At 61.8% G+C, this 23162-nt stretch carries 22 protein-coding genes; 15 read left to right on the top strand and 7 right to left on the bottom strand.

Annotated elements, in window-relative coordinates; translation table 11 throughout:
- On the top strand, nt 1-464 hold a 464-nt coding region (locus M0954_RS29680; RefSeq protein WP_367279551.1), incomplete at its 5' end, for a hypothetical protein.
- Between the two features lie 64 nt (nt 465-528).
- On the opposite strand, the gene M0954_RS29685 is transcribed toward M0954_RS29680, so the two are convergent.
- Both M0954_RS29685 and M0954_RS29690 read right to left on the bottom strand, forming a co-directional pair.
- Complete coding sequence (locus tag M0954_RS29685) at nt 529-1620, bottom strand: phosphoserine transaminase (protein WP_297357062.1); 1092 nt, start codon at nt 1618-1620, stop codon at nt 529-531.
- Complete coding sequence (locus tag M0954_RS29690; protein WP_297357064.1) at nt 1621-2997, bottom strand: hypothetical protein; 1377 nt, start codon at nt 2995-2997, stop codon at nt 1621-1623.
- Nucleotides 2998-3590: 593 nt separating this feature from the next.
- Between M0954_RS29690 and M0954_RS29695 the strand changes: the two genes are divergently transcribed.
- The 10 genes from M0954_RS29695 to M0954_RS29740 all read left to right on the top strand — a co-directional run bounded on the left by M0954_RS29695 (nt 3591) and on the right by M0954_RS29740 (nt 12680).
- Nucleotides 3591-4004 carry a DnaJ family domain-containing protein gene (locus M0954_RS29695; RefSeq protein WP_122155065.1) on the top strand — a complete coding sequence of 138 codons (414 nt, stop codon included), beginning with the start codon at nt 3591-3593 and terminating at the stop codon, nt 4002-4004.
- A 152-nt stretch (nt 4005-4156) separates the two neighbouring features.
- Nucleotides 4157-4720 carry a tRNA adenosine(34) deaminase TadA gene (gene tadA / locus M0954_RS29700; RefSeq protein ID WP_122155064.1) on the top strand — a complete coding sequence of 188 codons (564 nt, stop codon included), beginning with the start codon at nt 4157-4159 and terminating at the stop codon, nt 4718-4720.
- Between the two features lie 30 nt (nt 4721-4750).
- A complete protein-coding gene (ldcA, locus tag M0954_RS29705; protein ID WP_133891750.1) occupies nt 4751-5677 on the top strand; it encodes a muramoyltetrapeptide carboxypeptidase in 927 nt (308 codons plus the stop codon).
- Between the two features lie 315 nt (nt 5678-5992).
- Nucleotides 5993-6709: a GntR family transcriptional regulator gene (locus M0954_RS29710; protein WP_123387715.1), complete on the top strand. Its 717-nt coding sequence runs from the start codon at nt 5993-5995 to the stop codon at nt 6707-6709.
- A 377-nt stretch (nt 6710-7086) separates the two neighbouring features.
- On the top strand, nt 7087-8580 hold the full coding sequence (locus tag M0954_RS29715; RefSeq protein WP_123387714.1) for an NCS1 family nucleobase:cation symporter-1: 1494 nt from the start codon (nt 7087-7089) through the stop codon (nt 8578-8580).
- 23 nt (nt 8581-8603) lie between these two features.
- Complete coding sequence (locus M0954_RS29720) at nt 8604-9377, top strand: aspartate/glutamate racemase family protein (protein WP_122155060.1); 774 nt, start codon at nt 8604-8606, stop codon at nt 9375-9377.
- A 213-nt stretch (nt 9378-9590) separates the two neighbouring features.
- Nucleotides 9591-10541 carry an allantoinase PuuE gene (gene puuE / locus M0954_RS29725; protein ID WP_122155722.1) on the top strand — a complete coding sequence of 317 codons (951 nt, stop codon included), beginning with the start codon at nt 9591-9593 and terminating at the stop codon, nt 10539-10541.
- Complete coding sequence (gene uraD / locus M0954_RS29730; RefSeq protein ID WP_123387712.1) at nt 10538-11059, top strand: 2-oxo-4-hydroxy-4-carboxy-5-ureidoimidazoline decarboxylase; 522 nt, start codon at nt 10538-10540, stop codon at nt 11057-11059. The genes puuE and uraD overlap by 4 nt, the downstream gene beginning before the upstream one ends.
- Nucleotides 11060-11157: 98 nt before the next feature.
- Nucleotides 11158-12168, top strand: coding sequence for an allantoicase (alc, locus tag M0954_RS29735; RefSeq protein ID WP_122155058.1), 1011 nt, complete (start codon nt 11158-11160; stop codon nt 12166-12168).
- The gene (locus tag M0954_RS29740) at nt 12168-12680 is read left to right on the top strand and encodes an ureidoglycolate lyase (protein WP_122155057.1); all 513 of its coding nucleotides are present in this window, start codon (nt 12168-12170) and stop codon (nt 12678-12680) included. Before alc ends, M0954_RS29740 begins: the two co-directional genes overlap by 1 nt.
- A gap of 93 nt (nt 12681-12773) precedes the next feature.
- Here M0954_RS29740 and M0954_RS29745 read toward each other — a convergent pair whose 3' ends face one another.
- The 4 genes from M0954_RS29745 to uraH all read right to left on the bottom strand — a co-directional run bounded on the left by M0954_RS29745 (nt 12774) and on the right by uraH (nt 16532).
- Complete coding sequence (locus M0954_RS29745) at nt 12774-14138, bottom strand: type II toxin-antitoxin system HipA family toxin (protein WP_297357066.1); 1365 nt, start codon at nt 14136-14138, stop codon at nt 12774-12776.
- The gene (locus tag M0954_RS29750) at nt 14135-14404 is read right to left on the bottom strand and encodes a helix-turn-helix transcriptional regulator (RefSeq protein ID WP_297357068.1); all 270 of its coding nucleotides are present in this window, start codon (nt 14402-14404) and stop codon (nt 14135-14137) included. Before M0954_RS29750 ends, M0954_RS29745 begins: the two co-directional genes overlap by 4 nt.
- A 261-nt stretch (nt 14405-14665) precedes the next feature.
- On the bottom strand, nt 14666-15859 hold the full coding sequence (locus M0954_RS29755) for a urate hydroxylase PuuD (RefSeq protein WP_297357070.1): 1194 nt from the start codon (nt 15857-15859) through the stop codon (nt 14666-14668).
- A gap of 319 nt (nt 15860-16178) precedes the next feature.
- Complete coding sequence (gene uraH / locus M0954_RS29760) at nt 16179-16532, bottom strand: hydroxyisourate hydrolase (protein WP_133891746.1); 354 nt, start codon at nt 16530-16532, stop codon at nt 16179-16181.
- Nucleotides 16533-17139: 607 nt separating this feature from the next.
- On the opposite strand from uraH, the gene M0954_RS29765 reads away from it, so the two are divergent.
- Nucleotides 17140-18546 (top strand): 8-oxoguanine deaminase, encoded by a 1407-nt coding sequence (locus M0954_RS29765; RefSeq protein WP_297357071.1) that lies wholly within the window; start codon nt 17140-17142, stop codon nt 18544-18546.
- 119 nt (nt 18547-18665) lie between these two features.
- On the opposite strand, the gene M0954_RS29770 is transcribed toward M0954_RS29765, so the two are convergent.
- A complete protein-coding gene (locus M0954_RS29770; protein WP_122155051.1) occupies nt 18666-19598 on the bottom strand; it encodes a LysR substrate-binding domain-containing protein in 933 nt (310 codons plus the stop codon).
- A 255-nt stretch (nt 19599-19853) separates the two neighbouring features.
- On the opposite strand from M0954_RS29770, the gene M0954_RS29775 reads away from it, so the two are divergent.
- The 3 genes from M0954_RS29775 to M0954_RS29785 form a co-directional block, all read left to right on the top strand.
- Nucleotides 19854-21455, top strand: a complete 1602-nt coding sequence (locus tag M0954_RS29775) for an ABC transporter ATP-binding protein (protein WP_133891745.1) — start codon at nt 19854-19856, stop codon at nt 21453-21455.
- Between the two features lie 129 nt (nt 21456-21584).
- The gene (locus M0954_RS29780) at nt 21585-22703 is read left to right on the top strand and encodes an ABC transporter permease (RefSeq protein ID WP_133891744.1); all 1119 of its coding nucleotides are present in this window, start codon (nt 21585-21587) and stop codon (nt 22701-22703) included.
- A 19-nt stretch (nt 22704-22722) separates the two neighbouring features.
- Nucleotides 22723-23162 (top strand): ABC transporter permease (locus tag M0954_RS29785; RefSeq protein ID WP_367279552.1); only part of this gene is annotated, 440 nt, incomplete at its 3' end.

Raw genomic sequence — 23162 nt, forward strand, 5'->3', positions numbered from 1 at the left:
CAGTGAAAACGACCATTGCCGTCGCTCTCCTTGCACTCGCCTTGACGGGCTGCGGGTCCGCCGCCGACAAAGAAGCGGCGCGCGACAACGACTTCGCCCATTCAGAACGCCGGCTCGATGCGGCGCAGACGAATGCCACCATAAACTGCCGCGATCAGGCGCAATGCGATCAGGCGTGGCAGCTGACGAAGAACTACGTGGCGCAGCATTCGGAAGAGCCGGTGATCCGCGCGGATGCCACGTCGATCGAGTCCGACGTGCCGGGCAGTTCGGGCCACGCTGTCTATTCGGCCGCCCGGGTGGCGAAGGGAAGCGGCGCGACGATTACCCTGTACGCGCAATGCCGCGCCATGTACGGCCCCGATCACTCGATGGGCTCGGACTACGACGAATGCGTCAAGAAGATCACGACGACCCAGAACGGCTTCGCGCTGTACCTCGAGCAGCATACGTCGGCTAACTGACAGCCGAATGAAGGTGATAGGTTGTCGGCAACCCTGAATGGCCGCCGACAACCCGCCGCACCGCCTAACCTTCGCGGCGGCGAAACTCGCCGAGCCATTCCGACAGCGCATTGACCGCGTCGAGCGTCACCGCGTTGTAGAGCGACGCGCGCAGGCCACCGATCGAGCGGTGACCTTCGAGACCGTGAAAACCTTCGCGACGCGCCGTTTCGAGGAAGTGCGCCTCCAACTCCGGTGTGGGCAGGCGGAACGCCACATTCATCGTCGAACGGCAGGACCGCTCTCCGTGCACGCGATAGAACCCCTGCTCTGCGTCGAGCGCACCATACAGCGCATCGGCTTTGGCGCGGTTGATCGCGGCCATCGCCTCGACACCGCCGACTTCATCGCGCAGCCAGCGCGTCACCAGCATCAGCACATAGATCGCAAATACCGGCGGCGTGTTATAGACCGAGCGCGCGGCGATATGCGTGCGGTAGTCGAGCAGGGTGGGCAAACCAGTAATCGCGCGGCGGGCGAACTCGTCGCGCAGGATTACCACTGTGACGCCGGCCGGCCCGAGGTTCTTCTGCGCATGCGCATAGATCATCGCGTAGCGCTCGGTGTCTATCGGCGCGGCCAGCAGGTTGGATGACATGTCGCACACCAGCGGCACTTCAGGCAAGCCCGGTGTGCCGGCGAATTCGAGGCCTTCGACGGTCTCGTTGGACACGTAGTGCAGGTAGGCCGCGTCTTGCGAGAGCTGCAGTTCGTCGGCCGCAGGCAGGCGTCGGTAACCCTCGGCGCGGCCATCCCACAACACGCGCGTGTCGCCTTCGAGCCGTGCTTCGACTGGGGCCTTGGCGCTCCAGTAGCCCGACACGATGTACTCGGCGTGGCGGCCGCTTGCGCGCAGGAAATTCATCGGCAACATCGAGAATTGCAGACTGCTGCCGCCCTGCATGAACAGCACATGATAATGCGCCGGGATGCCGAGCAGCGCGCGCAGATTGCGCTCGGCTTCGTCGAGCACGCCGCGAAACCACTCCGAGCGGTGGCTCATTCCGAGTACCGAGAGACCTGTCTCCGGCAGCGCCTCGATAGCGTCGCGCGTCTCGCGCAGGACTGAGGCCGGCAGGGCGCCTGGCCCCCCGGAAAAATTCATTGCGTTATTCATTCAGACCGCCGTGCGACGCTTCATCAACCGCTCGAATGCGTCGACGATATGTTGGACAAAGGGATTCTTGTGGGCCAATGCGCCCGTGCCACGCTCATAGTGGGCGAGCATTGTAGCGTTTGCCTCGAAGACGAACACCTGGCCATCGGGCAGCAAGGTGAAGTCGATGCCGCCGTAGTCGAGATCGAGCCGGCGGCCGATCTCCACAATCGCCTGCAGCGCGCGTTGGCCCAATGCCGCGGCCGGGTCCTGCAGGAAGCGTCGTTCTTCGTCGAGCTTCCACGCGTGGGCTTCCATGTCCGCCGAGAAGTAGTGGACCATCCAGTTCGGTGAGATCGCCAGATGATACGGAAACGGTTCGCGGTCGACGAAGATCATCCGGTACTTGCGGTAGTAGCCGTCTGCCGAGCGGGTGTCGCGAAACGCGGTCAGATATTGCGGGCCCTCGCTATCGCAAAGCCGGGCCTGCAGCGCGGTGAAATCGTCGCAGCGGACCAGACCTTCGCCGCCATGCGTGGCGGCAGGTCGGGCCAATACCGGCAACGCGATGGCGTGATCTTTGAGCAGGCCGGCGAGCGCGATGTCGGAGGACGGCGCGGCGTCGATACGCACGCACGCTGCCACCTGCACGTCGGGCAGGTCGCCCAGCAACGTGGGTGTCCGGTCGCGGGCGGTTCGCCCGATCGCCACGGGCGGGTTGAGCAGAGGCTGGGCGAGGCGGGACGTGAAGCGTTCGAGCCGTGCAGCGAGCGGTGCTGCGATATCCGGTTCGCCGATTGCATTGAACACGAGATCGAACGGCGGGAGCTGCTCGTCTTCCGCGTCGGCGGCGTAGTCGATGGCGTACTTGATCCGGCAGTTGACCGCGCCCGGCAGCAAGCCCTCGAACGGCACGTTGCCGGAGGCGCGCGCAGAGCAGAGCACCAGCACCCGGCGCACCTGACCCGGCGCTTCTTCAACAAAAACGCGCTGGATCCGATAGGCGCGCTCGCGATACGCGTCGGCCTCGGTGGCGCGTCCGGCTGAAGCGTGGATTGCGGCGAGATTCTGGCAGGCAACCGCGACGTTCGGGTCGAGCGTCAGGACGAGCTGGTACCAGCCTGCCGCGATCTCCAGATCACCCTTCATGAAGTAACCGGTGGCGACGTCGCACAGATTCGCTGCGCTCGCTTCGGCAGAACCGCTCGCGTAGGCATCCAGCGTGTGGGCTGCGATCAGATGGGCGACGGCGCCGAGCTCGTCGCCGGCTGCGCGTCTAGCGTCGGCGAGGGCGCGATGCAGGGCGGGGTCGAGCGGGAAGGCAGGCGCCGGATCGGCGAGTAGTGCACCTGCATGGGGACCAAGGTGGCCGTCTGAATGTTCTGGATCTCGAGTCATATTCCTGCGAAATGAGCGTCGTGGTGATGCGCCACTGCGCGTCCGAAGGATAGTGGGCGCGCGAGTGATCCAGATTACAGCCGTTCGCGCGCCCGTTACAGAAATTTACGCAGACGATTAGAAGCGCATTCCCGTGGAGCAGCCGCCCGCGAACGCGCCGCCGCTGCCGCCCCCTGCGCCGCAGAAAACGCCGCAGCCTGAGAGCGAAGCGGTCAGCACGATGCTGGCTAACCCGGCGCGGAAGAGGTTCGACCGGTTTCGACGGCGCTGCGAACGCTCAGCTTCCATGGGATGCAAACCGGCACGTTTAACATCGGGAAGGGCATGTGATGAGCAGGTCATGCTCGATGAACTAAACAGGGTAAAGCGCATAAGAACTCTGAATGGAATGACAACGATGGGCGGCCACCTTCGATCGAAAGCAAGTCGTAATATTCGAGATTGGGTAACCACAGTGCCACGACCCTAACGCAGCACCGTACGCGCTTCAAATACGCAGAATCCGAAAATCAGAGGAGATTGTCAGCTACATGGTCGACCCTTACACCTGCCTCGCTGATAGAATGCGTGAGCCGCAACGTAGTGGACTGCAGATGAGATTGCTTGATGCGTTAGTTGAACAGCGGATAGCCGCCGCGGCAGCACGCGGTGAGCTCGACGATTTGCCGGGAACGGTCGTAGCGCCTGGCCTGGGGGACGATGCTCAGGTTCCTCGGGAAGTGCACGCGGCGAATCGAATCCTGAAAAATGCGGGCTTCGTACCGCCGGCCGTCGAACAACTGCGGGCGCTGTCCGATCTGCAGGAAGATCTGAATGCGGTCAGCGACCGCGCCACCCGTTGCCGTCTTCACGCGCGTATGCTGGCTCTGCACATGGCGCTCGAATCGCTGCGCGGCGGTCCGCTGGTTCTGCCGCGCGAATATTGCCGGCGGATTGCCGAACGCCTCTCTGAGCGTGCCGCCAGTGATGTGGCCGGCGCACTCTCCGGTGAACCGGGGCCGCAGTGAGCGGGCCGCTTGCGAACACTGCAGTGCATGCAGGTTCGGCGGTCTCATCCGATGCGCCCGAACCTGTTGCCGGCGCAACGTCTACACCCGTCGGGCATGGTGATTCAACCAGTAGCGCCCACAGCGCACTCCTTGAGCCCGGCCAGGCGCCGATGGCTGACGAATTCCCGGTTGCTCCCGTCTCTTTTCCGCAACGCGATCTGCATTTCATGAAGTTGGCGCAAGCCGCCGCTGAAGAAGCGCGTGCGGCTGGAGAAGTGCCGGTCGGCGCGGTGCTGGTCCGCGGCGACGAGGTCATTGCGAAGGGTTTCAATCATCCGATCGGTGCACACGACCCATCTGCTCACGCCGAGATGGTGGCGTTGCGCGCCGCCGCGCAGGCGCTCGAGAATTACCGTTTGCCTGGTTGTGAGCTCTACGTAACGCTTGAGCCTTGCCTGATGTGCGCCGGTGCGATCATGCACGCGCGGATCGCCCGCGTGGTGTTCGGCGCCCGCGACCCGAAGACGGGCGCTTGTGGCAGCGTGGTCGATGCGTTTGCCAATCCGCAGCTAAATCATCACACGACCGTGGTGGGTGGTGCGCTGGAAGACGAGTGCGCCGCGGCGCTTAAGTTCTTCTTTGCCGACCGGCGTCGTGCCGTGCGGGAAGCCCGCGAGGCTCGCGATGCTCTCGACGCCGCGCGAATCGAACCGCCGCCTGCCGAATCGCTCTAAAATCCATCATTCCCCTCATCGGCGTCGATCATGATCGCCCATCGCACTTTCGAACTGGTCGCGCCGTCAGGCTATCCGCACGACCCCGAAGCGATTCACCGCGCTCTGCACCGTCTGCACGCAGAGGGACATCGTGTGGAGGGCGTCAATGCTACCGAACGCCGCTATCAGCGTTTTGCCGGTACCGACGGCGAGCGCGCGGCCGAGTTGAACCGTTTGGCCGACCCGTCGCGCAAGCTGCCGGACATCGTGCTGGCGGTGCGCGGCGGCTATGGTGCGATGCGCATCCTGCATGGGCTCGATTACGAGGGCTTGCAACGGCGGCTCACCGATCAGCCGGTTGCGTTAGTCGGACACAGCGATTTCACGGCCATACAGATGGCGCTGCTGGCGCGCGCCGGGCTGAAAACTTTCGGCGGTCCGATGCTGATGGGTGATTTCGGCGCACCCGATCTGAGCGAATTCACCATGCAGCACTTCTGGGCGGCGCTGACCAAGCCAAACTTCACGATAACGAGTACCGTGCCTCAGGCGCAGACGGTCGACGTCAGCGGGATGCTGTGGGGCGGCAATCTGGCGGTGTTGGCTTCGCTGGTCGGCACGCCCTATATGCCGCCGGTGGATGGTGGCATCCTGTTCGTCGAGGACGTCAACGAACAGCCATTCCGGCTCGAGCGCACGCTGTATCAACTGCATCTGGCCGGGATTCTCGAGCGGCAACAGGCTCTCGTCATTGGTGATTTCTCAGGCGGCAAGCCGTTCGAATACGACAACGGCTACGATCTGAATACGATGATCGAGCATGTGCGCTCGGTGATCGGCATTCCGGTGATCACCGGGCTGGAGTTCGGCCATATCCCGAACCTGGTGACGCTGCCGGTCGGTGCGGATGCGCATCTTGTCTCAGACCCGCACGGCTTTAAGATGACGGTGTCGGAGTATCCTCATCTGAGCTGACGGATGACTCATCTGGGGGCGAAGCGGGCGTTGCTCGCTTTATTTTTGCGCTACCAACGCAACTAACGGTCATGTTTTATTAGTAACAGCGGCGGCGTAGCAGGACAGATGAAACAGATTTTGTTGACAAAATTTGCCTCTAAAAACGTGGTTGATTTCCTCAGACAGAACTGTATTCCAATTATGACGGGCGTTTCCGGCAGATCAAGAGGTCTACGATTTTGCGTCCGAACCCAATCGCGGAAAATTCAATATTGAAATTGTTGACAATCATTGTGTCCATCCTATGATGAGCAACATAACGGAACGGACATCATGTCGACCTCATCCTCTGCCATTGCGAATGGTTCGAAGCCCGAAGCGCTCGCCGAGCGCATTCGCGCCGCGATCCTTGAGCATCGACTCGCACCTGGGGCCAAGCTGACAGAAGCACAGTTATGCGAAGTATTCGGCGTCAAGCGCGGGCCGATCCGCCAGGCGCTCGCGTTGCTGGCGACCGATCACCTCGTCGATCTCGAGCCGAACCGCGGCGCTTTCGTCGCGAGTCCGTCGCTGCAGGAAGTGCACGAGGTGTTCGAGATGCGCCGCATCATCGAACTGGCAGTGGTGGAGAAGATCTGTGCCGGTCATGGACCGCGCCGTCTGAAGAATATCGGCAGCATGATCGGCCGCGAGCGCAAAGCGTTCGAAACGCGTGATTTTTCGGCCTGGATCCGGCTTTCGGGTGAGTTTCACACGGAACTGGCATCGCTCACCGGCAATACGGTGCTGTGTAACTGTCTGAATGGACTGGTTGCACGCTCGACCTTGATTTCGGCTTTGTACGAGTCGCTCGGCCGCAGCCCGTGCTCGTTCGAAGACCACGAAGCGATTCTCGCCGCGCTCGACGCCGGCGATGCGAAGGAGGCAGCGGCCCTGATGTCGCGCCACTTGCAAAGCGTCGAACTGAAGATGCTCGATAGGCCAGCACGCGGTGCAGCGGATCTGCACGAAGTGTTTGGCGCAAGACCGGTAAAAACCGTGTCGTCTTGAGGCAGCCTGCCCGTGCGCGTTGATCGACGCGCATCACGGAGCAGGAATTGCGAGGGGCACGCGTTGCACTGAATTTGAACTGACGAATCATCGCGAACCGGCGATGTGGATAAGTACGTCCATACGCTTCGCACGCGGCTGCCTGGACCGGGCCGCATGCACGCGAGAACGCTTCGGCGCGAGCACGCGGTGAGTGGCGAAGCGATAACAATAAGTACTTAGTTATGCTTATCTGTATGGATAGGCATCCAGGTACAGGGACAACCGCGGGAACGTCGTACGGGCACGATCCATCCCGACCGGGAAGAGGTTGTGCGTGACAGATGCAGTGCCCGTCGACGGGAAATCGGCGGTCCCCTTAAACCCAAGGAGAAGTCATGGCTCAGTTCAGTGCTGTACCGGGTAATTCTGCTATTCCTCCGAATTCTGCCTTCGATAACGAAGGCTCGTCGGGCGATCCCGGCGTGCCTGCCGGCTATAGCGAACGTCTGTACAACGAAGATCTCGCGCCGCTGCGCCATCAGACCTGGAGCGCGTACAACATCTTCGCGTTCTGGATGTCGGACGTGCACAGCGTGGGCGGCTACGTGTTCGCTGGCAGTCTGTTCGCCCTCGGTCTCACGAGTTGGCAGGTGCTGATCGCGCTGCTGGTTGGAATCACGATCGTCAACGTGTTGTGCAACCTGATCGCCAAGCCGAGCCAGCAGAACGGCGTGCCGTATCCGGTCGCCTGCCGTGCGACGTTCGGCGTGCTCGGAGCGAACATTCCTGCCGTGATTCGCGGTCTGATCGCTGTCGCCTGGTATGGCATTCAGACCTACCTTGCGTCGAGCGCGCTCGTGATCGTCGTGCTCAAATTTGTTCCGCAATGGTTGCCGTATGCGGACATGCACCAGCATGGATTCATGGGACTATCCGCTATCGGCTGGGGCGGCTTCATGCTGCTGTGGGTGCTTCAGGCCCTGGTGTTCTGGCACGGCATGGAAACGATCAAGAAGTTTATCGATTTCGCGGGACCGGCCGTGTACGTGGTGATGTTTATCCTGGCGGGCTATATGGTGTGGCGCGCCGGCTGGCAGAACATTGGCATCAACCTGGGCGGCGTCAAATATCACGGCCTCAGCGTGGTGCCGGTGATGATTACGGCGACCTCGCTGGTGGTGTCGTACTTCTCGGGCCCCATGCTTAATTTTGGAGACTTCTCGCGCTACGGCAAGAGCTTTCGCAGCGTGAAAAAGGGCAATTTCTGGGGTCTGCCGGTCAACTTCCTCGCGTTCTCGCTGGTGACCGTGGTGACGACCGCCGCCACGCTGCCGGTATTCGGCCAGCTGATTACGGACCCGGTGGAAACGGTGGGCCGGATCGACTATCCGACCGCAGTGATTCTCGGCGCGTTGACCTTTACGATTGCGACGATCGGGATCAATATCGTGGCTAACTTCGTCTCGCCGGCCTTCGATTTCTCGAACGTCGCGCCGCGTCTGATCAGTTGGCGCATGGGTGGAATGCTGGCAGCGGTCGCGTCGATTTTCATCACGCCGTGGAATCTGTTCAATAACCCGGCCGTGATTCACTACACACTCGACGTGCTGGGCAGTTTTATCGGACCTTTGTATGGTGTCCTGATCGTCGATTTTTACCTGGTGAAGCGCCAGAAAATCGTCCTGGACGATCTCTACAGCGTGTCCGAAACGGGTAGCTACTGGTATCGCAATGGCGTGAACTACAAGGCTGTAGCTGCGTTGTTGCCTGCGGCGGTGATCGCGGTGGTCTGCGTGATGGTGCCGTCGTTGAACGGCATGGCGAATTTCTCGTGGTTTATCGGTGCCGCGCTTGGTGCCGTGTTCTATCGTGTACTGACTATCCGGTAAGCGTGTTGCAACAGGAGTTCGAAATGCGTATCAAACTGATCAACCCGAACACGACGCAGCGTATGACCGACGCGATGGGGCGCTGTGCAAGGGAGGTCGTGGCGCCTGGCACCGAGGTGATCGCGGTCAGCCCGACCATGGGGCCGCCGTCGATCGAAGGCTACTACGACGAAGCGCTCGCCACCCCCGGCCTGCTGGCCGAGGTTGCGGCAGGCGAGCGCGACGGCTGCGACGGCTACGTGATTGCGTGCTTTGGGGACCCCGGTCTGTATGCGGCTCGCGAGCTGGCGCGTGGGCCGGTGATCGGCATTGCCGAGGCGGCGATGCACGTGGCGAGCGTGCTGGCGCCGTCGTTTTCGGTCGTGACGACGCTCGCGCGTACCTGCGGCATGGCCTGGCATCTGGCCGAGCGCTACGGCATGACGCGTTTCTGCAACAACGTGCGCGCGACCGATGTGGCCGTACTCGAGCTCGATCAGCCGGGTTCGGAGGCACGCCGCATCATTCTCGACGAGTGCCGCCGGGCGCTCGATGAGGACGGCTCGTCGGCGATCGTGCTCGGCTGTGCCGGGATGGCCGAGCTCTGTGCGGAGATTCAGGGCGAGCTGGGCGTGCCGGTGGTCGAAGGCGTGACGGCGGCCGTGAAATGGGTTGAGGCGCTGGTCACGCTGCGCCTCGGCACGGCCAAGCGCGGCGATTACGCGCGGCCGCTCCTGAAACGTTATGACGGCGCCTTCGAAGCGTTTAGTCCGACGGAGGTGCATCCCCTCCGGCCGCCGTCGCGTTTCGGGCGTTGATGCGCCTGGGGTCACCCACCCACATACACTCTTTCTGACACGCACTATCTGGCCGGGTGTATGGGCGCACCCGGACGTTTTCGTTACACTGGTTCCACCAGACGCTGGGCGGATCAGACGGGCATTTTCGGCGGTTTCCACCGGCGTCGCGGCGAGATTCAGGCGAGTTTCCAGTTTTTCCACTCCCTTTTGTCAGCACGCATTCGTCAAACCATGCCACTCGACTCGAACTATCCACGCAACCTGATCGGCTACGGCCGCCACCCGGTGCAGGCAAACTGGCCGGGACGGGCGCGCGTCGCGGTGCAATTCGTGCTCAATTATGAAGAGGGCGGCGAAAACTGCGTGTTGCACGGCGATCCGGGTTCGGAGCAGTTCCTCTCGGAGATCGTCGGCGCGGCGGCCTATCCGGCACGTCACATGAGCATGGAGTCGATCTACGAATACGGCTCGCGCGCCGGTGTCTGGCGCATCCTGCGCGAATTCGAAAAGCGCGGCTTGCCGCTGACGGTCTTCGGTGTCGGCATGGCTATCGAGCGTCATCCAGATCTCGCCCGCGCGTTCGGAGAACTGGGGCACGAGATCGCCTGCCACGGTTACCGCTGGATTCACTACCAGGACATGTCGCCGGAAAAAGAGGCGGAACATATGCGCCTTGGCATGGAAGCGATCGAACGCGTGACGGGTGAGCGTCCGCTTGGCTGGTACACCGGCCGCGACAGTCCCAATACGCATCGCCTCGTCGCCGAATACGGCGGTTTTCTGTACGACTCGGATTACTACGGCGACGACCTGCCGTTCTGGATGGACGTCGAAGTCAGCGGCGGCGCGAAATCACCGCAACTGATCGTGCCGTACACGCTCGACACCAACGACATGCGCTTTGCGAGTCCGCAAGGCTTCAACACCGCCGATCATTTCTTCACGTACCTGCGCGATGCTTTCGACGTGCTTTACGAAGAGGGCGACGAAGCGCCGAAGATGCTTTCAATCGGCATGCATTGCCGACTGCTGGGCCGTCCGGGCCGCTTTCGCGCGCTGCAGCGCTTCCTTGATCACATCGAACAGCACGATCGCGTCTGGGTGACGCGGCGCGTCGATATTGCGCGGCACTGGCGCGAGCACCATCCTTACCAACAACACCACCGCGGGGCTGCGGCATGAAGGCGATGCAATACACTCTGGATCAACTGAACAGCATTTCCACCGACGCGTTCGTCGCGGCGCTGTCGGGCATTTTCGAGCACTCGCCCTGGGTCGCGGAACTCGCGGCGGAGCAACGGCCTTTTGCCAGCATCGACACACTGCATCACACGATGTCGAACGCGGTCGAAACGGCAGATGAGGCGAAGCAACTCGCACTGATCAACGCCCACCCGGAGCTCGCGGGCAAGGCCGCCGTGCGCGGCGAACTGACGGCAGAGTCGACCCGCGAACAGAGCGGGGCGGGCCTGTCGCAGTGCACGCAGGAAGAATTCGACAGACTGGTGGCGCTGAACGCCGCATATCGCGAGAAGTTTGGCTTTCCGTTCATTCTCGCGGTTCGCGGGTACGACCGCCACGGCATCATCGCCAACTTCGAAACGCGCGTGAACAACAGCCACGCCGACGAATTGCGCGCGAGCCTCGACCAGATCTACCGTATCGCGCGCTTCCGGCTCGACGACCTGATCGACGCGTAACTGCGCATCAGTATCAGCACGCCCGCGCGGCTCTCTTACGCGGCGCTGCGACCCTCGAACCGAAGCGTTTTTTGGCACTATTAGAAAGGAAGACAAAGATGGCACTCCCGATTCTCGACCCCAACGCACCGGACTTTACCCGCCGCTATGTGAACCTGGCGGACCCGCGTCTCGGCGCGCAGGCGCTCGAGGCTAGCGACGATTTCTTCGCGCCGAAGGAACGGATGCTGAATCCGGAACCTGCCGTCTTTATTCCGGGAAAATACGACGAGCACGGCAAGTGGATGGACGGTTGGGAAACGCGCCGCAAGCGCACCACCGGCTACGACTGGTGCGTGGTGAAGCTCGCGCGTCCGGGCGTGATCAAGGGTCTCGACCTCGATACGAGCCACTTCACAGGTAACTTCCCCCCGGCGGCTTCGGTGGAAGCGGCGCGCGTGGTGGACGGCCAGCCGAACCAGTCGACCCAGTGGACCGAAATCGTCCCGTCGACCACGCTGCAAGGCAACAGCCATCACTATCACGAAGTCAGCGACGCCAACGCGTACACCCATCTGCGTGTCAACATCTACCCGGACGGCGGGATCGCGCGTCTGCGCGTCTACGGCCAGCCGCAAGTGGACTGGGCCGGCGCGAGCCGCACTGAGCAATTCGATCTGGCCTCGATGGAAAATGGCGCCTACCTGGTCGCCGCGAACAACCAGCACTTCGGCGCAGCGTCGACGATCCTGATGCCGGGTCGTGGCGTGAACATGGGCGACGGCTGGGAAACGCGCCGCCGCCGCGAACCGGGCAACGACTGGGCGATCGTCGCTTTGGCACAACCGGGCGTGATCAGGAAGATCGAAGTGGATACCGCGCACTTCAAGGGCAACTATCCGGACCGCTGCTCGATCCAGGCGGCCTACGTCACGGGCGGCACCGACAGCTCGCTGATCACGCAGGCCATGTTCTGGCCGGCGCTGCTGGGCGAACAGAAGCTGAAAATGGACAACCAGCATTACTTCGAAAGCGAAGTGGCAGCGCTCGGCCCGGTGACGCACGTGCGCTTTAACATCATTCCGGACGGCGGTGTCTCGCGTCTGCGTCTGTGGGGTACGCTCGCATAATGAAAACGCTTGCCATCGAACCGCTGACGAAAGAAGCGTTCGCCCCGTTCGGCGACGTGATCGAACTCGAAGGCGCGAAGCAGATTCCGATCAACCTCGGCACGACGATCCGCTATCACGATCTCGCGAAAGTGGACGTGACGGACGAGGGCGGCCGCACGTTGGTGAACCTGTTTCGCGGTCAGCCGCGCGTGCTGCCGTTCGAGGTGAAAATGCTCGAGCGCCATCCGCTCGGCAGTCAGGCGTTTGTGCCGCTGAACGACAAGCCGTACCTTGTTGTGGTGGCGCCGTCCGGCGAGCTCGATGCTGCGCAGATTCGTGCGTTCGTGACGAGCGGTTGGCAGGGCGTGAACTACGCGAAGGGCGTGTGGCATCACCCGCTGATCGCACTCGGTGAGGTGAGCGATTTTGTCGTCGTGGATCGCGGCGGCGATGGGCTCAATCTTAACGAACAGGATCTCGCCGAGTCGCTGTGGTTGACCGAGGATGCGTTGAGCGTGGCGACGGTTTGATGGAGTAGCCGATCGCGCGTAAGGTGCGATTGCGTTAGACGCAGGAAGAACAAAACGCCTGGGGCATCTGCCTCGGGCGTTTTGTATTGGGCGTCAGCCTTTCGAGCGTCCGCGCCTGGTAAGCAACGGCGACTCTCCGATAACTTCGCGTGACCTTTCCGGAGGCTCTGGCGCCGAAAAGCCGGCGGCTTCGATCACGGGCTTGAGGCTTTTGAACTGAATACTTTTCCGCGGGGTGCGCAGCGACTCCATGCCTTCATTCCACGCGTGCAGCATCTGTTTTGCTACCCCGCGCCATTGAGGCTCGTTCTTTGCCGCCTCGATCAGTTCATAGCCCACTGATACCGCGGAGTCGCATAAGGCCTCCACCATCGCCGTATATTTGGGCGGCGCGATGCCGACGCGGGAGTTGAAAAAACGCTCAAGCGCTTTGCCTGCCGCCCATGTCTTACGGCCATCGACTGGCAGTCCCGGAGGGTTCGCCGCGAAACGCGGATAGGCCTGCGTAGTCACGATGTCGTAGACCGGCGTGAAGGCGACGTCATCGACGGACGTATAGAAAAGAGCGATGTTCTTGGTATGACAATCCGCGTTACGTACCACGTAGTTGCTAAGCAGGTGCCAGCTTAATTGTTCTAGCTGTTGCCGTATGCTGGTCCGATCCAGCAAATACGCTTTCGCGACGTTAAGCACTTTCTCTGTGGTCGAGTTGTATTTCTCATGTGGCGGCAGACCGAGCAAGCCGCACATGTCCTCGACACCATGCACAGGAAACCCTTCGGCGTTAACGTCGAAGCGTTCGACGACGAGTGCCCGGCCATCGTCCGACATCTGGGTGAGTGCCACGGGCGCTACGCCGAGACGTTCGAGCACGCGCATCGAATAGAACTCGTTGAACCCGAGGAACGGCGTATTCTCGTCCGAACCTTTGACAATGTAACGGCTCGTTCGAAGCGTGGGTTTGCCAAGCGGAGCGTCGAAAGCGGGACTGTCAGTCAGACTCTTTTGCGGAGCAATGAATTTTGGCACGGCCCCCGAGATGGCGGCACGCGCATAGTCGCGAACCAGCGCGGCGAAATGCTCCGCCGTGTTGTCGCCATGAAGGATGTCTTTGACATCCAATGCCTGCAACTCGGTGCCGGGCTCGACGCCCTCGGGTGTCACGGTGACACGTCCGATCCCCATTGCACCCACCACTGCGAGTAACGATAGATCCGTGCCGTCGAGCAAGGGTCCAAATTGTTCCCGAATCAGGTTCAGCAAATAGCCTTCGGGCAGATTCTGACGAAAGAACGGATGCAGGTCACGTGGCCAGCGCCATGCCTCCTGGCGCACGGGCATCGTCAGACTGACGAAATCGCTGGAGGCTGCGTCCCGTTCGTATTGAAGGACATAGTCGTCGCGCTCACGAAAAAGCGTGGCGACCTTCCTGCCCTGGACCTGAACATCGAGCTTCATTGGTTAGGTCCCGATTCTGCGCGTTGCTCGGCAAGGATGTCTTCAAGTGTCCGGCCATGGCCGTGTGCAACAACCTTGAGATCGTAGCCTGCCGCCTCGAGTAAGCGCACGAGTACGGATACGCTCATGTCGTTTTTCGCGAGCGTTTCCATTCGTGCGACGGTGGTGCGTGCAACGCCGGCGCGCCGTGCCAGTTCTTCCTGCGACAGGCGGGTTTCGCGACGCACTTCCTTTAACATGTCCGAGACATCGGCGAGCGTGGTCATTTGTAGCCCCAGGGCATCAAAATGCCGAGAATGGATGATTATTGTAGCCCAAAAGGCACAAACCGCTATGTCTATTTTGTATCTCAAGGGCCACAAAATAGGCAAAAACCCGTATTTTTGTAGCCTAAGGGATACAATTTACGCGACTTGGTTCTGACAGGTTAGCGTCCCAAAGAAAAGCGGGCTTTCCGCTCGCGCGAAAAGCCCGCTGTCTATCTGCTGCCAACCAGGTACACCGGCCAGCCAGCCTCAGCCAATCAATTACTTCTCCGCCCCAGCCTGGAACCATGCCGCAATCTTCTGACGCTCATCATCCGTCATATGCGTCACATTCCCGAGCGGCATCGCCTTCAGCGTCACGGCCTGCTGATACAGGCGCTGCGCATTCTGCGAGATCTCATCCGGCGTATCGAACATCACCCCCGCTGGTGCGCTGCCCATCAAGGTCGGATGGGCGGAGTGGCACGCTGCACAGCGTTGCTGCAGGATCGGCGCAATGTCCGCAACCTTCAGCGTCGGCGCATTGGCGGCTTCCGCCTGCGGCACGACCGGCCTTGGCATCGTCCAGAAAAGGGCGCCGAACATGAACGCAATCCCGACCAGCGGCAGATACCACAGCACCTGACCGCGGTGCCGCATCACGAAGAACTGACGGATCAGCGCGCCAGCCATCATGATCATCGCAAGGATGAGCCAGTTGTACTGATTCGTGTACGTCATCGCGTAGTGGTTCGACAGCATCGCGAACACCACCGGCAACGTGAAGTACGTGTTGTGCACCGAGCGTTGTTTGCCGCGCTTGCCGTAGATCGGGTTCGGCGTGTCACCCTTCAGCATTGCGTCGACCATCTTGCGCTGGCCCGGAATGATCACGAAAAACACGTTGGCCGACATGATCGTCGCGAGCATCGCGCCGACGATCAGGTACGCCGCGCGGCCGGCGAAGATATGGCACGCGAGCCATGCCGCGATCAGCACATAGATGCCGACGCAGATGCCGAGCACCTTGTCCTTGTTGCCCAGCACCCGGCACAGCGAGTCGTAGACGATCCAGCCAGCGGCGAGGAAACCCAGCGCGGAGAACACGGCCACCACTGGGCCCATATCCATCACGCTCGTGTCGATCAGGTAGGTGCTTGGCGAGAACAGATACAGCACGGTGAAGAGACTCGCGCCAGACAACCACGTGGTGTACGACGGCCACTTCGACCAGTGCAGGTCGTCCGGCATTTCCGGAGGCGCGACGGTGTACTTCTGCATGTTATAGAAGCCGCCGCCGTGCACATGCCACAGTTCGCCGAATACGCCGCGCCTGCGTTGGTTCGGGTCTGTAGGCGGTTTCAGGCTGTTGTCGAGTGCGACGAAATAGAACGATTCGCCGATCCAGGCGATCGCGGCGACGACGTGAAACCAGCGCAATGCCAGGTTCAGCCAGTCAGTGATAAAGCCTTCCATGAACTCCTCCACTTCTGATTCGTTGTCTGCGCGGTGGGCGTTGGCTCGATGCCGGGTCAATGACGACCCGGTTATTCAATCTGCCATGCGCCACTCGCACAAACTGCTGTTAGGGGACGCGGTGCGCTCAGTTCGCACAGCGCCGTATTGCGGGTTATCGGTTCAACGCCATCGGTCTCAGCGACGGGTTTCAGGCAGGGCGGTCGAATTGGACTGCGCTTCGCAGGTGTCTCCAGTCATCTGCGAAATGCAGCGGTGGCGATGTCGGTGAGGCGTGAGCGCGGCCCCATCTTTTACCCCGCGGCGTCCTGGCTGCCCCTTAGCTGCCCCGATACGTGCTGTACGACCACGGCGACACCAGCAGCGGCACGTGATAGTGCGCACCGGCATCGGCCACGCCAAAGCGCAGCACGACACGATCGACGAAGCGCGGCTCCGGCACCTTGGTGCCGATCGAAGCGAAGTAGTCGCCGGCGCCGAACACGAGTTCGTATTCGCCTGCGACCAGAGCGTCGCCTTCGAGTAGCGGCTGGTCGCAGCGGCCGTCGCTATTGGTGAGGGTGGTTTTCAGCGCACGGCGCGTGTCGCCGGAGAGCGCGAAGAGTTCGACCTTGATGCCCGCGCCGGGACGACCGTTGGCGGTGTCGAGCACATGGGTAGTGAGCTTTCCCATTCGCAATTTTCCTTATGTGAATGCGAGGTTTCGGCGGCGGCCCGATCCAGAATACGTTGCGGCGGATCGAGGCTCCACGTCAGTGGCTACATACCCGTCGGCGAATGAAAGCGAGCGCCGTGGCAGCCATTGTAAAAAGGATGTTCCCCTTCGCGCGCGAGCGATAGGAAAGATAATCGCTGGCGCATGACAGCCCACTGTAAGAATTGTCCATGGGACTCGCACGCTTCGTGCAAACCCTTGTGGCACGGTCAAGAGCCCTGTATGACTGGTTGTCCCGATCCTACCGGTGCCAAAAAAGCCCACTATATCGGCTGCGTGAGGTTGGGTATCTCAATGGCGTGAGTTGTCAGCGTTATTTTGGCCGTCGAAGGTTACGTCTGTGCGCAACAGCAATGCCGCGCACCCCGAAGACGGCGTCACACGCTGGGTAACCGGGCCAACGGCGTTCGAATGGACGCGGCGGCACGGTGGCGTGTCCGCTACATCGCGTTCGAACGACTTTGCATACGGTATGGCGTACCGGCACAGCCGGTATCAGCCTCGCCGCCACGGCCAGCCAGAAAGAGGGCGCACCGCGACGGCAGTCACAAAGCGGAGAAAACGAATGACGATGACGCAACAGGCAGGCGCGCGAGCAGCCGCAAACAGGCACGGCAAGACCATGCTGGTGAAGCACGCAGACGTGCTGGTCACGATGGATGGCGCGAGGCGCGAGTTGCGCGACGGCGGCCTGTATATCGAGGACAACCGGATCGTTGCAGTCGGCCCGACGGCCGAACTGCCGCAAACGGCCGACGAAGTGCTGGATATGCGCGGGCATCTGGTGATACCAGGTCTGATCAACACGCATCACCACATGTATCAGAGCCTGACGCGGGCGATTCCGGCCGCGCAGGACGCCGAGCTGTTCGGCTGGCTGACGAACCTTTACAAGGTGTGGGCGAACCTCACGCCAGAGATGATCGAAGTCTCGACGCTGACCGCGATGGCAGAACTGCTGCTGTCCGGCTGCACGACCTCGAGCGACCATCTGTACATCTACCCGAACGGTAGCCGGCTTGACGACAGCATTGCGGCAGCGCGCCGGATCGGCATGCGCTTTCATGCGGCTCGCGGCAGCATGAGTGTGGGACAAAAGGATGGCGGTTTGCCGCGCGATTCGGTGGTGGAGCGCGAACCGGACATATTGAAGGACACGCAGCGCCTGATCGAGACGTATCACGACAACGGGCGTTACGCGATGCTGCGGGTGGTGGTTGCGCCCTGTTCGCCGTTTTCGGTGAGCCGCGATCTGATGCGCGAATCGGCGGCGCTGGCGCGTCAATACGGTGTGTCGCTGCATACGCATCTGGCGGAGAACGTCAACGATATTGCTTATAGCCGCGAGAAGTTCGGCATGACGCCGGCGGAGTATGCGGAGGATCTGGGCTGGGTCGGTCACGACGTATGGCATGCCCACTGCGTGCAACTGGACGATGCCGGCATTGAACTGTTTGCGCGGACCGGTACGGGCGTCGCGCATTGTCCGTGTTCGAACATGCGGCTCGCTTCGGGCATCGCACCGATCAAGCGGATGCGGCTTGCCGGTGTGCCAGTGGGCCTCGGGGTGGACGGCTCGGCATCGAACGACGGCGCGCAGATGGTCGCGGAAGTGCGTCAGGCGCTATTGCTGCAGCGAGTCGGCTTCGGTCCCGATGCGATGACCGCGCGTGAAGCTTTGGAGATCGCGACGCTGGGCGGCGCGAAAGTGCTCAACCGTGACGATATTGGCGCATTGGCGCCGGGCATGGCCGCAGATTTTGTATCGTTCGACCTGCGTCAGCCGCTGTTTGCCGGCGCGTTGCACGACCCGGTGGCGGCACTGGTGTTCTGTGCGCCGTCACAGGTGTCGCATAGCGTGATTGGCGGGAAGGTGGTGGTGAAGGACGGGCAGTTGGCGACTGTCGAACTGGGTCCGGTGATCGAGCAGCACAACCGGTTGGCGAAAGCGCTGTATCAGGCCGCAGCGTGACGCGGATGGGGTGCAAAGTAAAGCATCGCAATAGCGGTCCATTGCAAGCGCGGCGGTCGTGATGAAGCCGCGCCGGCCGCTAACAATAGCCCGCGTTCCGTGACGCGGGCCAGCAAGCATCAAGGTTTATCGATCAAGCTCTTGGTCGCCTCGGCAACGAGGCTTCGCAACCACCGCACTTCATCGGAGTAATGCACACGTTCGTGCCACAACTGGTAGTACTGCATCGGCGGGAAATCGATTGGCGCGGGTACCACAGTAAGCGGCAGAAATTTCGCGTAGTAATCGGCAAAGAGCCGCGTCGTCGTGAAGATCAGATCCGACTTGATCAGCACATACGGCGCGAGGTTGAAGTACGGCAAAGTCACGACGACATGACGCTTGAGGCGCTCGCGCGCCAGATGCACGTCGATCGCGCCGCGTTGGCCCACCGAATAGGGAGTAGGCGCAAGATGCGGAGCATTCAGATACTGGTCGAGCGTCAACCCGCCGCGCTTGGCGAACGGATGCGCGCTGCTCATCAGGCAGACGATCTGGTCGACAAACAGGTTCGACAGATGCAGCTGCTCGGGCGGCTCCGGCCAGTTGCCGACCACGACATCGAGCTTGCCGTCCTCGAGCGCCAGTTCGTAGTCGAACGCCGGCCCGAGCGAGTGAAATTCAAGCGTCGCGTTAGGCGCGGCCTGACGGAAGCGCTCCACGACGGTCGGCACGAACAGCACATTCAGATAGTCCGGGCAGCCGATCCGGTAGCAGCGGATCGAGGTGGCCGGATCGAAATTGTGCTGCTGGAACTTGATGCGCTCGATTTCGCGCAGGGCGTTTTGCACCGGTTCGAGCAGACGCAGCCCATACTCGGTCGGGACCATGCCGGATTTGCCGCGCACCAGCAGCGGGTCGCCGGTGATGTCGCGCAGACGCCGCAGCGCCGCGCTGATGGCGGGCTGGGACTGATTGAGTTTGACGGCCGCGCGCGTCACGCTGCGCTCCATCAAGAGGGTGTGCAAGACGCGCAATAAGTATGTGTCGATCGCCTCGCGTTGCTGGCTCATGACTTCTCCGAAATATATGTTGTGGCTGATCGAGCGGGCCTTAGGGTATATGACTTTTAATATGAACAGAAAGATGCGTCAAGAGAGGGATACCCGCACAGCACGGGCTGGCGCGGGTTTGCGGGGAATTTTGGCGGCTCGACTGACAGGGTCGAATTAGGTATTGTCATTTCGATATAGCGAAGGCACCGCGCATTCGGCCGTGCGCGCGCCGCCTCGTTGCGACAGACAGTCATCGGCGTATTACGGAAACTCATGGGCGACTCTTCTTCTTATCACGGCGACGCCGCGCAGCCCGCAGGCGGCCCGGCTGTCGTGCCGCGCCTCGTGCTGGCAGGCATCACCAAGCAATATCCGGCAGTGCGGGCCAACGACGACGTGACGCTGATCGTCGCGCCCGGTGAAATCCACGCCGTGCTCGGCGAAAACGGCGCGGGCAAGAGCACGCTGATGAAGATCATCTACGGCGCGGTGCGGCCGGATGCCGGCGAAATTCGCTGGGAGGGGCAGACGATTGAAATCGCGAGTCCGGCTGCGGCGCGCAAGCTCGGCATCGGCATGGTGTTCCAGCACTTCTCGTTGTTCGAGACGCTGACGGTGGGCGAGAACATCGCGCTTGCGCTCGATGAGCCGTTCGACCTGAAGACACTGGCCAAGCGCATCCGCGAAGTGTCGGCGGATTACGGCCTCGATATCGACCCGCAGCGCCACGTTCACAGCCTGACGGTGGGCGAGCGGCAGCGCGTCGAGATCGTGCGCTGTCTGCTGCAGAATCCGCGTCTGCTGATCATGGACGAACCGACTTCGGTTCTTACGCCACAAGCAGTGCGCAAGCTGTTCGAGACTTTAAGGCGCCTCGCGGCCGAAGGCTGCAGCATTCTCTACATCAGCCATAAGCTCGACGAAATCCAGGAGCTGTGCGACACCGCCACGGTGATGCGCGGCGGCCGCGTGACCGGTCACGTGAAGCCGCGCGAAGAGACGCACGCGTCGCTCGCGCAGCTGATGGTGGGCCATTCGCTGCCCGACTACACGCGCCGCGCCCACACGCCGGGCGACGTGCTGCTCGACGTGAAGCATCTCTCGGCGGCGAGCGACGATCCGTTCGGCACCTCGCTCGACGATGTCTCGTTCAGCGTGCATGCCGGCGAGATCTTCGGCATTGCCGGCGTGTCGGGCAACGGCCAGGCCGAGTTGCTGTCGGCGCTCTCCGGCGAGCAGCGCGGCGCGCGCGCCGATGCGATCACGATTTGCGGCAAGGCCGCGGGTCGATTCGGCGCAGGTGGACGACGCTCGCTCGGTTTCGGCTTCGTACCGGAGGAGCGTCTGGGACGTGGCGCAGTGCCTGCCATGACGCTCGCGGAAAATGCGTTGCTGACGGGCCATCGTCAGAAGATGGTGCAGTCCGGCTGGATCAAGGCGGGTGCGATGCGCACCTTCTCACAGAAATGCATCGATGCCTTCGACGTGCGCTGCGGCGGCACCGAGGCGTTCGCGCAGAGCCTCTCGGGCGGCAATCTGCAGAAATACATCGTGGGACGCGAGATTTTGCAGGCGCCGAAGGTACTGGTGGTCGCGCAGCCTACCTGGGGCGTCGATGTCGGCGCCGCCGCGTTCATTCGACAGCAGTTGCTCGATCTGTCGGCACGCGGTGTAGCGATTCTGGTGATCTCCGAAGAACTTGAAGAGCTGTTCGACATCTGCGACCGCATCGCGGTGCTCGCGCGCGGCCGGCTCTCGCCCGTGCGTACCACCGGAGAAACCAATGCCGAAGAGATCGGCAGATGGATGGCGGGTCTGTTCGGTGCACGGGAAGAGGGCGCGGCGCCTTCGACCGAAGAACCGGCGCACGCCTGAGTGCACTGGGAGGCTTCTGACAACCGAATCTATTGCCGGGGTATGGGCCAGGTATTACCCACTTAGCTCGACATCCGAAACAACATGTATAGCAGCCCCACGCCTCAACTTACGGCCCCACGCAGACTTATGATTTTTCCGTATCGACTCGAAGCTCGCACCGCGCCCTCACGCTCGATGCAGATCGCCGTGCCGCTGATCGCCGCATTGCTCACGCTTGCGATAGGCTTCCTGATTTTCGGCCTGGTCGGCCGCGATCCGCTGGAGGCGATGCACGCGTTCTTTATCGAACCGCTTTCCGATGTGAACGGCTGGTCCGAACTGCTGCTCAAGGCGTCGCCCTTGTGCCTGATCGGACTGGGTCTCGCGATCGGCTATCGCGCCAATGTCTGGAACATCGGCGCCGAAGGGCAGATGCTGCTCGGCGGCATTGCGGCGAGCGGCGTGGCGATCTATTTCGATCAGGCGAGCGGCTGGTGGATTCTGCCGACCATGATGCTGGCGGGTATCGTCGGCGGCATGGTATGGGCGGCGATCCCCGCGTTCCTGAAGAGCCGCTACAACACCAACGAGATCCTCTCGAGCCTGATGCTCACCTACGTCGCGGCCCAGTTGCTGATCTATCTGGTGAGCGGTCCGTGGCGCGACCCGCAGGGCATGAATTTTCCGCTCTCCGAAATGTTCAGTGGCGACGCGCTTTATCCGACGTTCTCCGGCGACTGGCACTGGAAATTCCTGCACGGCACGCGTCTGAATGCGTCGATCTTCGTCACGCTCGTGGCGATCCCGCTCGTGTGGCTATTCATGCGCAAGAGTTTTGCCGGCTTCCGCATGAGCGTTGGCGGCCTCGCTCCGCTCGCCGCGCGCTACGCCGGCTTCTCCGACAAGAAAACCATCTGGACCTCGCTTCTGATCAGCGGCGGACTCGCCGGGCTGGCGGGCATGGGGGAAATCTCCGGGCCGATCGGCCAGTTGCAGGCCACCTGGTCGCCGGGCTATGGCTTCACCGCGATCATCGTCGTATTTGTGGGCCGCTTGCATCCCGTCGGCATTGTGCTGGCGAGTCTGCTGATGGCGTTGCTGTACCTCGGCGGTGAAGCGGTGCAGACGTCGATGCAGTTGCCGCAGGCGCTTTCCGGCGTGTTCCAGGGGCTACTGCTGTTCTGCCTGCTGGGTGCTGACCTGTTTGTGAATTACCGTGTGCGCCGCCGTACCGCGGTTGCTCATGTTGCAACTAAAGCCCACTGATTTTCCCCAACCCGGTCTTATGGATATTCAACAAGCTAGCGCGCTCACCTCGAGCGCCGTCACCGCCGCGATTCCGCTGATGTTTGCGGGCGTCGGCGAACTCGTCACCGAGAAATCGGGGGTCCTCAATCTGGGCGTGGAAGGCATGATGTTGATGGGCGCCGTCAGTGGTTACGCGGTCACTGCCGTCACCGGTAGTCCGTGGCTCGGCGTGCTCGCGGCAATTGCGGCTGGACTCGCCATGTCGCTGCTGTTCGGCTTTCTCACGCTGACCATGCTGGCCAATCAGGTCGCCACCGGTCTTTCGCTGACGATTTTCGGCATCGGTTTATCGGCTTATGTCGGCAAGCCTTATACGTCGGCGGCCGTGCGCGCGTCGATCGACACATGGACGATTCCGCTGCTCTCGAAGATTCCAGTGCTTGGGCCCGCATTCTTTAGTCTCACGCCGCTCGATTA

It is taken from the genome of Paraburkholderia sp. (genome assembly GCF_026225065.1).
Lineage (GTDB): Bacteria > Pseudomonadota > Gammaproteobacteria > Burkholderiales > Burkholderiaceae > Paraburkholderia.

Bases quoted from the DNA above. Each gene is read 5' to 3' on its own strand.
- M0954_RS29685 (WP_297357062.1), bottom strand. From the start codon at position 1,620: ATGAATAACGCAATGAATTTTTCCGGGGGGCCAGGCGCCCTGCCGGCC.
- M0954_RS29690 (WP_297357064.1), bottom strand. From the start codon at position 2,997: ATGACTCGAGATCCAGAACATTCAGACGGCCACCTTGGTCCCCATGCA.
- M0954_RS29695 (WP_122155065.1), top strand. From the start codon at position 3,591: ATGAGATTGCTTGATGCGTTAGTTGAACAGCGGATAGCCGCCGCGGCA.
- tadA (WP_122155064.1), top strand. From the start codon at position 4,157: ATGGCTGACGAATTCCCGGTTGCTCCCGTCTCTTTTCCGCAACGCGAT.
- ldcA (WP_133891750.1), top strand. From the start codon at position 4,751: ATGATCGCCCATCGCACTTTCGAACTGGTCGCGCCGTCAGGCTATCCG.
- M0954_RS29710 (WP_123387715.1), top strand. From the start codon at position 5,993: ATGTCGACCTCATCCTCTGCCATTGCGAATGGTTCGAAGCCCGAAGCG.
- M0954_RS29715 (WP_123387714.1), top strand. From the start codon at position 7,087: ATGGCTCAGTTCAGTGCTGTACCGGGTAATTCTGCTATTCCTCCGAAT.
- M0954_RS29720 (WP_122155060.1), top strand. From the start codon at position 8,604: ATGCGTATCAAACTGATCAACCCGAACACGACGCAGCGTATGACCGAC.
- puuE (WP_122155722.1), top strand. From the start codon at position 9,591: ATGCCACTCGACTCGAACTATCCACGCAACCTGATCGGCTACGGCCGC.
- uraD (WP_123387712.1), top strand. From the start codon at position 10,538: ATGAAGGCGATGCAATACACTCTGGATCAACTGAACAGCATTTCCACC.
- alc (WP_122155058.1), top strand. From the start codon at position 11,158: ATGGCACTCCCGATTCTCGACCCCAACGCACCGGACTTTACCCGCCGC.
- M0954_RS29740 (WP_122155057.1), top strand. From the start codon at position 12,168: ATGAAAACGCTTGCCATCGAACCGCTGACGAAAGAAGCGTTCGCCCCG.
- M0954_RS29745 (WP_297357066.1), bottom strand. From the start codon at position 14,138: ATGAAGCTCGATGTTCAGGTCCAGGGCAGGAAGGTCGCCACGCTTTTT.
- M0954_RS29750 (WP_297357068.1), bottom strand. From the start codon at position 14,404: ATGACCACGCTCGCCGATGTCTCGGACATGTTAAAGGAAGTGCGTCGC.
- M0954_RS29755 (WP_297357070.1), bottom strand. From the start codon at position 15,859: ATGGAAGGCTTTATCACTGACTGGCTGAACCTGGCATTGCGCTGGTTT.
- uraH (WP_133891746.1), bottom strand. From the start codon at position 16,532: ATGGGAAAGCTCACTACCCATGTGCTCGACACCGCCAACGGTCGTCCC.
- M0954_RS29765 (WP_297357071.1), top strand. From the start codon at position 17,140: ATGACGATGACGCAACAGGCAGGCGCGCGAGCAGCCGCAAACAGGCAC.
- M0954_RS29770 (WP_122155051.1), bottom strand. From the start codon at position 19,598: ATGAGCCAGCAACGCGAGGCGATCGACACATACTTATTGCGCGTCTTG.
- M0954_RS29775 (WP_133891745.1), top strand. From the start codon at position 19,854: ATGGGCGACTCTTCTTCTTATCACGGCGACGCCGCGCAGCCCGCAGGC.
- M0954_RS29780 (WP_133891744.1), top strand. From the start codon at position 21,585: ATGATTTTTCCGTATCGACTCGAAGCTCGCACCGCGCCCTCACGCTCG.